Raw genomic sequence first — 13,204 nt, 5'->3', positions numbered from 1 at the left:
GAAAACAAGTAGAATTAGCAATAGATGAGTGCGATGCCATTATTTTTATGGTAGACGTGGAAGAAGGCATTACGCCAATGGATGATGAAGTGGCGAAATTATTACGTAAGGTTACTAAACCTGTTTTATTAGCTGTGAACAAAGTAGATAATTCAAAACGTGTTACGGATGCATTAGAGTTTTACAATTTAGGATTAGGCGAATATTTTACTATTGGCGCTATGAACGGAAGTGGAACGGGTGAATTATTAGATAAATTAGTAGAAGTTTTACCTGAATTGCCAGAAGCCGTTGAAGATGAAAATCCTTTACCTCGTTTTGCTGTTGTTGGAAGGCCAAATGCTGGAAAGTCGTCTATTATTAACGCGTTAATTGGTGAAGATAGATTCGTGGTTACAGATATTGCAGGAACTACTCGTGATGCCATTGATACCACATACAACCGTTTTGGTTTTGAATTTAATTTGGTAGACACTGCTGGAATTAGAAGAAAAGCGAAAGTTAAAGAAGACTTAGAATTTTATTCTGTAATGCGTTCGGTTCGTGCCATTGAGCATTCAGATGTTTGTATTTTGGTCATTGATGCTACACGTGGTTTTGAAGGACAAGACCAAAGTATTTTTTGGTTGGCCGAAAAAAACAGAAAAGGAATTGTAATTTTAGTCAACAAATGGGATTTAGTTGAAAAAGATACTATGACCGCAAGAGATTATGAACGTAAAATTCGTGAGCAAATTCAACCGTTTACAGATGTACCGATTTTATTCGTTTCTGCATTAGAAAAACAACGTTTGTTAAAAGGATTAGAAACTGCTGTTGAGGTTTTTGAAAACAGAAAACAAAAAGTGCCAACATCAAAATTCAACGATTTAATGTTGCCAATTATTGAAAACCAACCACCACCAGCGTTAAAAGGGAAGTATGTAAAAATTAAATATTGTATGCAATTGCCTACTCCGGTACCACAGTTTGTGTTTTTTGCCAACTTACCGCAATATGTAAAAGATCCGTACAAACGTTTTATTGAAAACAAATTACGTGAAAACTACAATTTTAGTGGTGTACCAATAGATATTTATTTCAGACAGAAATAATAAAAAAAACCGATTAGTGCTTATCGGTTTTTTTTATATAAATTTTAGCAATTGAACACTAATTTTACCAACTACCTCCAGCACCTCCACCAGAAAAGCCTCCACCACCGAATCCACCGCCAAATCCGCCACCACCTGATGATGAACCGCCGCCAAAATTTCCGCCTCCACGTCCCAAACTACTTAAAATAATAATATCCATTAAGTCGGGACCGCCAAATCCTCCAGAGTTGCCACCATTTTTTCCTTTGCTTTTAGAGGCTATGATTAAGAATAGAATTACAAAAACAAGTATAATAAGTAGTGGGATTTTACTTCCTTTATCTTTTTTTCGCTCGCCTTTGTATTTTCCTGTTAAAACTTTAAAAACAGCATCAGTACCTTTATCTAATCCAGTATAATAACTTCCGGCTTTAAATTCTGGAATTATTACATTTCTAACAATCTCACCAGCCATACCAGCAACCAGTTGCACTTCGGTTCCATAACCAGGTGAAATCCAAATTTTACGATCATTTTTAGAAAGCAATATTACTATTCCATTGTCTTTTTCTGCATCTCCAATTCCCCATTTTTCTCCCCAGTTTGGCGTTAAAGTTTCTATATTGTCACCGTTTAAATCTTCAATAATAATTACAACAATTTGAGTAGATGTAGTGTCTGAATATCTAACTAGTTTTTCTTCTAATTGTGTTTTCTCAGCACCGGATAAAAGTTTAGCATAATCATAAACGGAAGTTTGAAAACTAGGTTTTTCAGGAATTGTATATTGACTCAACATAACTTGAGAAAACAATAAAAAAGCAAAAATGGCAATTTGACTTATATTTTTTGAAATTTGAAATTTTATTTTTCGATTTTCCATATTAACCTCTTGAAATTTCATTAGACAATTCATTTGTATCGGTTTCATCATCATATGGAAAATATTTTTTCAATTGTGTGCCAGCTTCTATAATTCCTTTAATTAAACCGTCTTTGTATTGTCCGTCTTTGAATTTTTCAATCACGGCATCTTTTGTAGAATTCCAAAAATCGGGTGCAACTAAATCATCTATGCCTTTATCACCAAGAATAACAAAACTTTTAGTTTGGGTGCAAATGTAAAAAAGTACCCCGTTTTTCAGTTCGGTGGCATCCATATTAAGAATATGAAACACCTCTTTTGCTCTTTCCATTGAAGGTTTGGTGCTATTTTCCTCTATATGCACACGAATTTCACCCGAAGTGTTTTTTTCGGAAATTACAATAGCTGCAACAATTTCTTGTTCTTCAGTTTTGGATAAAAATGGTTTATTTTCTGGCATTTTTTAAGTATTTAAACTGAATTAGAATTTTACTTTCGGTGCATTTTCTGCTCCAGCAACAGCTTTAAAGTACGCTTTTTCAGTATAACTACCTAAAAATATATTTTGTGGCATAGCCAAAACGTAACCATTATAGGCTAATACTGAATCGTTAAAGCGAGTTCTAGCAGTTAATATTTGGTTTTCGGTACTCGCTAATTCATCTTGTAATTGTTTGAAATTTTCTGTCGCTCTTAATTGCGGATAGGCTTCCACGCTAACTAAAAGTTTAGATAAAGAACTAGTAATACCACTTTGCGCTTGATTAAATTGTTCTAATTGAGCTGGAGTAATGTTTTTTGGATCGATGGTTACTGAAGTTGCTTTTGCTCTTGCTTCTACAACCGCAGTTAAAGTGCTTTTTTCAAAATCCGCAGCACCTTTTACAGTATTGACTAAATTGTCAATTAAATCAAGTCTTCTTTGGTAAGCCGTGTTGACATTTCCCCATTCTTTTTCTGTAGCTTGACTAAATAGTAACGCTTTGTTTTTTACATTCATGAAGTATAAAAATCCGAAGATAAGAATACCAAAAACAACTAATACGGGAGCAAATTTTTTCATGTTTTTTGATTTAATTTAAGTTAATTTTTATGTGATTTGATTTTCTTTAAAATAATATAGTAATCCTGTAATAAAGCTAAAAGAAATAAAACCAATGGTCCAAAATACTTTTTCGTTATTTTTTAATTTTACAGAATGATTGATTTGATAAATGCCTAATATGATGTAACACAAGGTAGAAAATAATCCTAACATCAAAAATAATGTTGCAAATTCCAAATGATAGATTTTTAGAAAACTACCAAAAAGCACCAAAATAAATGACAAAACAAATATTTTTTTATAAAGATTATTTATTGTTTTCATAATTACTTTTGTATATAATTTAAGGCAATTTGTTATATCAAAGTCCTTTTTTCATTTCTAATAATTTATTTTTTATGCCTTCCAATTTATTTATGATTTCAAAATTGTCCAAGGTTTTCTTTTTTCCTTCTTTCAAATGAATTTTGGCACCTTCTAAGGTAAACCCGCGTTCTTTTACTAAATGGTAAATCATTTGCAATACTTTTACATCATCTGGACGAAACATTCTGTCGCCCTTTGCATTTTTTTTAGGATTAATTTCGTCAAATTCTTTATCCCAAAAACGAATTAATGATGCGTTTACATCAAAAGCTTTCGCTAATTCGCCTATGCCATAATATCTTTTTTCGGGTAAGTTTACTTGCATTTTTTATTTTTATAATTGACTCTATTTAATAATTTTGAAAAATTAATCCAGAGATTGGTTTTCCTGATTGGCTAATTTAGTAATTAAAACATATTCTTTTGCAGAAATACTGCCATAATAAAAATTTAAAGGGTTTACCACTTTACCATTTTTATGCACTTCATAATGTAAATGTGGCGCTTCACTTCGTCCTGTGCTTCCCACATAGCCAATAATATCACCACGTTTTACTTTTTGTCCGGCTCTAACTTTATATTTACTCAAATGTGCATATAACGTCATGTAACCATAACCATGATTAATTTCTATATGGTTTCCAAATCCTGAAACGGTTCCGTCTGCTTTTTCTACTATTCCATCGCCCGTGGCATAAATTGGTGTGCCTGATTTAGCTGAAAAATCCATTCCATTGTGAAATTTTCTAATTTTAGTAAACGGATCACTTCTATATCCAAAGCCAGATGCCATGTGTTTTAATTCTTCATTTTTTATAGGCTGAATAGCCGGAATAGACTTCAATAAAAGGGCTTTTTGCTTAGCCAATTTCGTAATTTCATCCAAAGAAACAGACTGTATAGCTAGAGCTTTCATTATTTCATCTACTTTTTTAGAAGAAGAAAGCATCAAATCACTGCTATTAAAGTCTTCTAAATCTTTATAGCTGTTTTTACCAACTAAACCTACTCTTCTTACTTCATTTGAAATGGGTGCACTATTAAAATATACTCTGTAAATGGTGTTGTCTCGCTCTTCAATAGCCGATAAACCTTCTTCCATTAAAGCGATTTTTCTATTCAATAAATTATAATTAAGTTTCATGATTTCTAATTCCCTGGCCTGTAATTTCGATTTTGGTGTTTCAAAAAAACTAGTCATATTCAAAATAAAAAAACTTAAAAATCCAAACAAGGTACTTGCTACTAAAAAGAGCAACGCATAAGCAATTTTTGTGCTATTTTTTGTTACAATTTGCTTAAATGCTAACTTTTCAGCATCGTAATAAAATTTTACTCTCTTCATATGTAAAAAAGTTACTTTTTAGAAACTTTTTGTTGTTAGCGATTTCATTAAAATTTACTATTTTTGTGCACGTTAAAACAAAGTAACACTTATTATACGAAAGAACTTAAAATTTGTTTCATATTTTGAAATATTTTTTTAGATTTCAATTATATAAAGTTTTCGATTCAATAGTATAAAAATGAAATCACAAGAAATAAGAAAAGCCTATTTACAATTTTTTGAAAGCAAAGGACACACCATTGTTCCTTCTGCACCAATTGTATTAAAAGACGATCCAACACTTATGTTTAACAACTCAGGTATGGCTCAGTTTAAAGAGTTTTTCTTAGGAAATGGCACACCAAAAAGTAATCGAATTACAGATACTCAAAAATGTTTACGTGTTTCAGGAAAGCATAACGATTTAGAAGATGTTGGTTTTGATACGTATCATCACACTATGTTTGAAATGTTGGGTAATTGGTCTTTTGGCGATTATTTCAAAAAAGAAGCATTGCCTTGGGCTTGGGAATTTCTTACGGAAGTTTTAAAATTAGACAAAGACCGTTTGTATGTTTCAGTTTTTGAAGGAAGCGTAGAAGATAATGTGCCTTTTGATCAAGAAGCTTGGGATATTTGGAAACAATTTGTACCCGAAGACCGAATCATATTAGGAAATAAAAAAGATAATTTTTGGGAAATGGGCGACCAAGGTCCGTGTGGTCCGTGTTCAGAAATTCATATTGATTTGCGTTCAGATGCCGAAAGAAATGAAGTATCTGGAAGAAGTTTAGTCAATGCCGACCATCCGCAAGTAGTGGAAATTTGGAATAACGTTTTTATGGAATTCAACCGTAAAGCCGATGGTTCTTTAGAAAAATTACCTGCACAACATGTAGATACCGGAATGGGATTTGAGCGTTTGTGTATGGCGATGCAAAAGGTAACATCAAATTACGATACCGATGTGTTTACACCGCTTATCGCGAAAGTGGAAGAAATAACAGGATTAAAATACACTTCAAATGAAGTAAAAAACATAACAGCAGAGCAAAACAAAACTAATATAGCTATTCGTGTGGTGGTAGACCACGTGCGTGCTGTAGCTTTCGCAATTGCAGATGGTCAATTGCCTTCTAATACAGGAGCAGGTTATGTAATTCGTAGAATTTTACGTCGTGCCATTCGTTACGGATTTACATTTTTAGACACAAAAGTACCGTTTATAAATGAGCTAGTGTCTGTTTTAGCGAATCAAATGGGAGAATTTTTTCCAGAAATTAAATCGCAACAACAATTGGTTACCAATGTAATTCGCGAAGAAGAAGCTTCGTTTTTGAGAACGTTAGAACAAGGTATTCAATTATTAGATAATGTAATTTCAACAACCACTGGAAAAGAAGTTTCAGGAGAAAAAGCATTTGAATTATATGATACGTTTGGATTTCCAATTGATTTAACAGCTTTAATTCTTAGAGAAAGAGGATTTAGTTTAGACGAAGCTGGTTTTGAAACGGAATTGCAAAAACAAAAAGCGCGTTCTCGTGCTGCTTCTGAAGTTTCTACAGAAGATTGGTCGGTTTTAATTCCTGGAAATGTAGAAACGTTTGTTGGATATGATCAAACGGAAAATGAGACAAAAATTACCCGCATCCGTAAAGTAGATTCTAAAAAAGACGGAATTTTATATCAAATCGTTTTAGATAACACCCCTTTTTATCCAGAAGGCGGGGGACAAGTAGGAGATAAGGGAACTTTAGTTTCAGCAAATGAAACGATTGACATTATCGATACGAAAAAAGAAAATAACTTAATTTTACATTTTGCTAAGCAATTACCAGAAAATGTAACTGCTGTTTTTACTGCTAAAGTAAATACCAATTTAAGAACATCAACTTCTAAAAATCACTCGGCGACACACTTGATGCATTTGGCTTTGAGAACTATTTTGGGAACACATGTGGAGCAAAAAGGTTCGTTGGTTAATTCGAATTATTTACGTTTCGATTTTTCGCATTTTTCTAAAGTTTCTGATGAAGAATTACGTCAGGTAGAAGCAAGTGTCAATGCACAAATTGAAGCCCAATTACAGTTAGTTGAACATCGAAATATTCCAATTAAAGAAGCATTGGATAAAGGCGCAATGGCTTTATTTGGTGAAAAATATGGCGATAGCGTTCGTATGATTGAATTTGGAAATAGTAAGGAATTATGTGGCGGAATTCACGTGAGAAATACGGCTGATATTTGGCATTTCAAAATTGTTTCAGAAGGAGCCGTAGCCGCTGGAATTCGTCGTATCGAAGCGATTACTGGTGAAGCGGTTAAAGATTTTTATAAGAATCAAGAAAATACCTTATCGGAAATTAAGGAAGTATTGAAAAACCCTCAGGATATTTTAAAATCAGTGGCTTCATTACAAGACGATAACGCAAAATTGAAAAAACAAATTGAACAACTAATTAAAGAAAAAATTGACGGATTAGCTACAAGTTTAATTTCTGAATTTCAAGATGTTAATGGAGTTAATTTCTTAATAAAACAAGTTGATTTGTCCATGAGTGCCACGAAAGATTTAGCACAAGCCATTGGAACTTCAAAACCAAATTCATTTGTAGTTTTAGCTTCAGTGGAAGAAGGTTTACCAAATATTCACTGTTATATCGCTAAAGAATTAGTAGCAAATAAAGGTTTAAATGCCGGAACTGTAATCCGTGAATTAGGAAAATATATTGATGGAAATGGAGGCGGACAACCGTTCTTCGCTTCAGGAAAAGGGAAAAATACAAATGGAATTACTACGGTATTAGAGAATGCGGTGAATTTTGTAAAATAAATATCCAATTTTATTGAAACACCGATTAAAGAAATTAGTATAATTTTTAAAATTTCTTTAATCGGTGTTTTTTTTATTTTCTTTCTCCAATTTGTTGACGCCACATCGCATAATACAATCCTTTTTCAACTAATAAATCATCGTGTTTGCCTTGTTCAATAATTTTGCCTTGTTCCAATACGAAAATTTTATCGGCGTGCATTATTGTAGATAATCGGTGTGCAATTAATATTGTAATTCTGTTTTCATCAGAAATATTTCTTATCGTACTATTAATTTCTTCTTCGGTAATCGAATCTAAAGCAGAAGTTGCTTCGTCGAAAATTAATAAATTTGGCTGTCTCAAAATGGCTCTTGCTATAGATAAACGTTGTTTTTCGCCTCCAGAAATTTTAATTCCACCTTCGCCAATTGTCGAATTTAAGCCGTTTTCGGCACGTTCTAAAAGTTTGCCACAACTTGCTTTTTGCAACGCATTTATTAGTTCTTCATCCGTTGCTTTTGGTTTTACAAACAATAAATTTTCTCTAATTGTGCCCGAAAACAATTGTGCATCCTGAGTTACAAATCCTAATTGTTTTCTTAATTTTAAAATATCAATATTTTTAGAATCGATATCGTTATACAAAACATGACCAATTGCTGGCGGATACAAACCAACTAATAACTTTACTAGTGTTGTTTTTCCGGAACCAGATGGCCCAACAAATGCCACAGTTTCGCCTTGTTTTATCGAAAAGTTTATATTTTCTACTGCAGGCTGTTTGGCAGTTTTATGTTTGAAACTCACATCTGTAAATACCAAAGAACTGATTTTCCCAAAATTTTCTGGTTCTTCTGGGCGGTGTTCTGATTTGGCTTTTAACAAATTCTCAAAGTTTTCCATGGATACTTTTGTTTCGTTTTTAGCGATAATAAAAGCACTCAATTCTTGCAATGGGTTAAAAATAAAAAAGGTAAAAAATACCATAGTTAGTAAATCGCCAACTACTATTTTATCGCTAAATAAGAAATAATACAATCCAAAAATCACACAAGTTCGCATAAAATGCACCGTTGTACCTTGAATAAAACTCAAACTTCTAATGAAACGAATTTTCTGAATTTCAAGTTGTAAAATTTTATGTGTATTGGAATTTAACCTGTTTTCTTCTTGTTTGGTTAAGCCCAAACTTTTAACCAATTCGATATTTCGTAAACTTTCTGTGGTTGATCCTGCTAAGGAATTGGTTTGCAAAACGATATTTCTTGAAACGGCTTTTATTTTTTTCCCTAAGAAGGAACTAATAAATGCAATAATGGGCGCGGTTAACACAAAAATAAAGGCAATTCTGTAATCAATTCTTGAAATGTAAACAATTACAAAAATGAATCCAATTATGGTTTGAAAAATCAACGAAATAGAAAGTGTGATTAGCTTTTCAGAGTCGGTTCTGGCTTTTTGCAATTTGCTTAAGGTTTCGCCACTACTTTGATCTTCAAAATCTTCATAAGGCAAATCTAAAGATTTTTTTATACCATCCGTATACATTTCAGCACCTGTTCTTTGAATAACAATATTGGTAAAGTAATCTTGAAAATTTTTTGTAATACGAGAAATCATTGCTGCGGTAAGGGAAAGTCCTAACCAAAAGCCAACTGATTTTATAAATCCAATTTCATTGCCTTTATATTTTGCAATTCCAACGCCACAATCCTGCATTAATTTACCTGTAATAATAGAGTCTGACAAACTAAAACATATGTTTATGGTTGCCATTAAAAGTGCAAAAAAGAGCAGTAATTTGTGTTTTCGTAAATACGTATAAAGCAATTTCATTTGTAAAAATTTAAGAGGCAAAAGTAGACAATAAAAAGACTTTATAAATTATTTTGCAACTATTTAACTTGTTTTTGTATTTTTGGATGACTATAAATAAAGTTATGAAATTTCAAACTTCCATTCCCATACAAAAATCTGATTTTTTAATTGATTATTCTTCCAAATTAGTTTCTTTTGGTTCTTGTTTTGCCGAAAATATGAGCAATAAATTGGAGTATTTTAAATTTTCTACGATGGCCAATCCGTTTGGAATTATTTTTAATACAATTTCATTAGAAAAAATAATTGTTAGATGTATTCATAAAAAATATTTTACTGAAAAAGATATATTTTTTCATCACGATGCGTGGCATTGTTACGAAGTGCATTCTGAACTTTCAAACCCTGATAAAGCGGAATTTCTTACTACATTAAATCAATTAATTGCTACCACAAATTGGCACATTGAAAAAGCGACACATTGTTTAATTACGTTAGGAACTTCTTGGGCGTATAAACATATAGAAAGCGATGCGATTGTAGCCAATTGTCATAAAGTGCCGCAACAACAATTTGTAAAAGAATTGCTTTGTGTTTCTGATATTGAAGCGAGTTTGAAAAGCATTGTTTCAGAAATTCAAGTTGTAAATCCAAACTGTAAATTTATTTTTACCATTTCTCCTGTTCGTCATAGTAAAGACGGTTTTATAGAAAATAATGTAAGTAAATCGCTTTTAATTACTGCGCTTTATCATTTTCTATCAAAAACTACTTCAAGTATTTATTTTCCGAGTTATGAAATTTTGATGGACGAGTTACGTGATTATCGTTTTTATGCGGAAGATATGTTGCATCCAAATCAAACCGCAATTGATTATATTTGGATGAAATTTTCTGAAAATTATATAGATGAAAAAGAATTTGAAACGATGCAACACGTTTCAGAAATTCAGAAAGCACTGAGTCATAGACCGTTTAATCCAAATTCTGAAAGTCACATAAAATTTCAGAATAATTTAAAACAGAAAATTAACGCAATTGTAGCTAAATATCCTGAAATGAAATTTTAAAGCAACTATTGTAATTTGCTTTGTAAACTTTGCCAACTACCACCGTTGATGCATTCAATACCGTTTCGGTTTAGAATCCTTGTTGCCATGCCGCTTCTGTTTCCACTTCTACAACAAGCAATAACGGGTTTGTTTAGTTTTTTAATATCATTTATTTTCGATTCGATAATTTGTAAAGGAATATTTTTGGAGTCTTTAATATGTCCGCCGGCAAATTCTTCGTACGTTCTCACATCAATAATAATTGCATTTCTCTCTTTAAATGCTGCAATTTGAGCGGATTTATTTCCAAATCCTAAAAAATCTAAAATTCCCATATTGTTTTGTTTTTAGCAAATATATGGGAATCTATTAATTATTTTGTAACAAATGTTACTTTGTAGTATGTTTTTCTTGTTCAAAAATTAATTCTAAGCCACCTTCAATTAGGTGAGCAATTTCTGGACGTATTTTTTTAAGCTTCTCTAAATGATTTAAAACTTTGTCAATTAAATCCAAATGGTTTTCTTTTTTTGCTAATTCTGCAATTTCTACAGAAAGTAACCAATCCTTTTCGTGGCTTGCAGTTACGGCACCAAATGCTTCTTTCAGAGTGATTTCAGCTGGCTTTCCTTCCCTTAATTTTCTAATATTTAGGTATAAATTTTCTAGTTCTTCACGTTTGCTAGATTTTTTTTGTTTGATGGTATGCGATGTAGGAACGTGGGTAATCATGTCAAAACTGGTAACATCTGCAGGTCCAGAGAAGGCGGATGTTATTTTTTTACCTACAGCCATATCATAAACTCCCCATTCTGGAGCAAATAATACGGTTTCGCCATGTGTAACCGTACAGTTTTTGAATTTAATCAGTAAAATTTCTCCTTGTAAATTTCTTGTTCCAGTAATTATTTCACCTGAAACTTTTATATTTCCTTCAAATTCTAATGTAATTTGTTCGCCTTCATAAATATCATAAGCACGTAAATCTCTTGGACCCATATCTTCAATTGCCAAGTTGATGCCTTTTAGCATTCCAATTGGCGAACCAAATCCATCTGGATGCGCTTCAGTTCCGTGGCCAACTAATTCTTTTTCTCTGTATGATAAAGCTGTTTTTCCGGTGGTTTGAATGTATACTGGTTTTCCTTCGTTTTCAATTACGTTTGAAAAAACTCCTGATATTTGTAATCCGGTACTTAATTCTACAGTACCCATGGCTTTTGAAGTAATTAATTTTTGAATTCCAGTTAAACCACCAGTTCGTAGTGCCATTTTATTGGCAAATTCTTCTAATACGGAACTTAATTGAGCAAAATCTGGGGTAACATAAAGTTGCGGTTGCGGTTTAGTGATATCAAAACTTTGGTCTGCTGCTGAAATATCGTAAGGGATTTTTTTTACTTCATCTGTCATACACCAAGCACTTTCACCTATGGAAGATAATAATCCTGCACCATATATTTTCGGGTTTTCTACTGTCCCAATTAATCCGTATTCCACAGTCCACCAATGTAAATTTCTAATTTTAGACATTTCAGACAATTCCCCCATGTTGTTTTGTAAAAATTCAACTTGGTCTTCTGCTGCTTTGATTTCTTCATCTGAAGTGCCTTCTGCTTCTTTTACAATAGATAATAATCGAACGGCTTCGTACAATTCGTAATCTCTTGAAGATGAAATGGCTTTGCAGCCGATTTCACCAAAACGACGTAAATATTCTGCATATTCCGGATTGGCAATTATGGGTGCGTGTCCGGCACCTTCATGAATAATATCTGGAGCAGGGGTATATTCTATATGTTCTAATTGTCTAATATCACAAGCAATAACTAAAACATTAAACGCTTGAAATTCCATAAATGCACTTGGAGGAATAAATCCGTCAACCGCTACAGCTGCCCATCCTATTTCTTTTAAAATACGATTCATACCATACATGTTAGGAATATTATCAATTTCTAACCCAGTTTTTTCTAATCCCTCTAAATAAGAATTATGTGCCACTTTAGACAAATAATTTACGTTTTTACGCATCACATATCTCCAAACCGCTTGATTTATTGGTGTGTAGTCTGTATAATCTTGTGGGATTATGAATTGTTTTAAATGTTTAGGTAACCTGTCTATTAAAGGGTTACTTTCAAAATTTGTTTCCATAATGGTATTTATGATGTTTCCGTAAAATTACAATAAATTTTGAATCAAATTATGATTTTTATCATGCAAATAAAAATCCTGATAGTTTTAAAACCAATCAGGATTATATTTTCAATTTCAATAAGTGTTTTATTTCATTATTGGCGGATATTTTTCTAAAATTTTTGAAACAAATTCAGCAATTCTTTCGTCTTTTTTTTCAAAGTTTGTGGTTAAATAACCCGTTCCAATTCCTTGCCATACTAATTCTTTTGTTTTAGCATCAACAATATCAATGTATAACGTGCCTTCCGGAGTTGTGGTTGTTTGTGTGAAGCCCATTCCCATTCCCCAGCCTATTCCCCAGCCCCAACCTAGACCCCAACCTGGACCCCAACCCATGTTGTTATATACGTTAACACGTTCTCTTTCTTTGGTAAAAACATTGATTAATACATCTGGATTTTCAGATTTAGAGAATCCTTTTGTAGGCATGGCAGCGTCAAGTGCATACAAAATACGTTTTTTGTCTAAATCTGAAATTTCTAATTTATCTATGCTACTTTTATTATAAGCATAAGTTTTATAGCTTTCAAAATTTGCTTTTTTGTCATAATCTGTATTTACGTAAACAGAGGAACAAGAAGTAAGGATAAAAAATCCTAAAACCGAAAGTAGTTTAATTAATTTCATAGTATAT

Annotated in this window: 13 protein-coding genes; 3 read left to right on the top strand and 10 right to left on the bottom strand. The window is 32.3% G+C overall.

From position 1 onward, the window contains the following. A partial coding sequence (gene der / locus ABWP60_RS06555; protein WP_353150224.1) for a ribosome biogenesis GTPase Der occupies positions 1–1,094 on the top strand: 1,094 nt, incomplete at its 5' end. A gap of 64 nt (positions 1,095–1,158) precedes the next feature. Here der and ABWP60_RS06550 read toward each other — a convergent pair. The 6 genes from ABWP60_RS06550 to ABWP60_RS06525 are packed head-to-tail and all read right to left on the bottom strand — an operon-like array spanning position 1,159 to position 4,697. Next, entirely contained in the window at positions 1,159–1,980 is an 822-nt protein-coding gene (locus ABWP60_RS06550) for a TPM domain-containing protein (RefSeq protein WP_502904812.1), read from the bottom strand. Then, positions 1,961–2,401: a TPM domain-containing protein gene (locus tag ABWP60_RS06545; RefSeq protein WP_353150221.1), complete on the bottom strand. Its 441-nt coding sequence runs from the start codon at positions 2,399–2,401 to the stop codon at positions 1,961–1,963. Before ABWP60_RS06545 ends, ABWP60_RS06550 begins: the two co-directional genes overlap by 20 nt. A 21-nt stretch (positions 2,402–2,422) precedes the next feature. Next, positions 2,423–3,004: a LemA family protein gene (locus ABWP60_RS06540; RefSeq protein WP_353150218.1), complete on the bottom strand. Its 582-nt coding sequence runs from the start codon at positions 3,002–3,004 to the stop codon at positions 2,423–2,425. A gap of 27 nt (positions 3,005–3,031) precedes the next feature. Further along, entirely contained in the window at positions 3,032–3,310 is a 279-nt protein-coding gene (locus tag ABWP60_RS06535) for a hypothetical protein (RefSeq protein ID WP_353150215.1), read from the bottom strand. 37 nt (positions 3,311–3,347) lie between these two features. Further along, entirely contained in the window at positions 3,348–3,677 is a 330-nt protein-coding gene (locus ABWP60_RS06530) for a MerR family transcriptional regulator (RefSeq protein WP_353150212.1), read from the bottom strand. 42 nt (positions 3,678–3,719) lie between these two features. Further along, positions 3,720–4,697 (bottom strand): M23 family metallopeptidase, encoded by a 978-nt coding sequence (locus ABWP60_RS06525; RefSeq protein ID WP_353150209.1) that lies wholly within the window; start codon positions 4,695–4,697, stop codon positions 3,720–3,722. Positions 4,698–4,878: 181 nt separating this feature from the next. Between ABWP60_RS06525 and alaS the strand changes: the two genes are divergently transcribed. Further along, positions 4,879–7,515, top strand: coding sequence for an alanine--tRNA ligase (alaS, locus tag ABWP60_RS06520; RefSeq protein ID WP_353150207.1), 2,637 nt, complete (start codon positions 4,879–4,881; stop codon positions 7,513–7,515). Between the two features lie 73 nt (positions 7,516–7,588). On the opposite strand, the gene ABWP60_RS06515 is transcribed toward alaS, so the two are convergent. Then, positions 7,589–9,334 carry an ABC transporter ATP-binding protein gene (locus ABWP60_RS06515; protein ID WP_353150204.1) on the bottom strand — a complete coding sequence of 582 codons (1,746 nt, stop codon included), beginning with the start codon at positions 9,332–9,334 and terminating at the stop codon, positions 7,589–7,591. A 104-nt stretch (positions 9,335–9,438) separates the two neighbouring features. Here ABWP60_RS06515 and ABWP60_RS06510 point away from each other — a divergent pair, with 104 nt between their 5' ends. Then, positions 9,439–10,386 (top strand): GSCFA domain-containing protein, encoded by a 948-nt coding sequence (locus ABWP60_RS06510; protein WP_353150201.1) that lies wholly within the window; start codon positions 9,439–9,441, stop codon positions 10,384–10,386. Positions 10,387–10,391: 5 nt separating this feature from the next. On the opposite strand, the gene ABWP60_RS06505 is transcribed toward ABWP60_RS06510, so the two are convergent. The 3 genes from ABWP60_RS06505 to ABWP60_RS06495 form a co-directional block, all read right to left on the bottom strand. Next, positions 10,392–10,703, bottom strand: a complete 312-nt coding sequence (locus tag ABWP60_RS06505; protein ID WP_353150198.1) for a rhodanese-like domain-containing protein — start codon at positions 10,701–10,703, stop codon at positions 10,392–10,394. Between the two features lie 55 nt (positions 10,704–10,758). Then, a complete protein-coding gene (locus ABWP60_RS06500; protein ID WP_353150195.1) occupies positions 10,759–12,525 on the bottom strand; it encodes an aromatic amino acid hydroxylase in 1,767 nt (588 codons plus the stop codon). 129 nt (positions 12,526–12,654) lie between these two features. Next, positions 12,655–13,197, bottom strand: coding sequence for a DUF4136 domain-containing protein (locus ABWP60_RS06495; protein WP_353150192.1), 543 nt, complete (start codon positions 13,195–13,197; stop codon positions 12,655–12,657). Positions 13,198–13,204: the final 7 nt, after the last annotated feature.

The sequence above is a fragment of the Flavobacterium sp. genome, assembly GCF_040402895.1.
Classification (GTDB): domain Bacteria; phylum Bacteroidota; class Bacteroidia; order Flavobacteriales; family Flavobacteriaceae; genus Flavobacterium.
The sequence above is the reverse complement of the archived record's forward strand: the minus strand, read 5'-3'. Positions and strand labels throughout refer to the sequence as shown.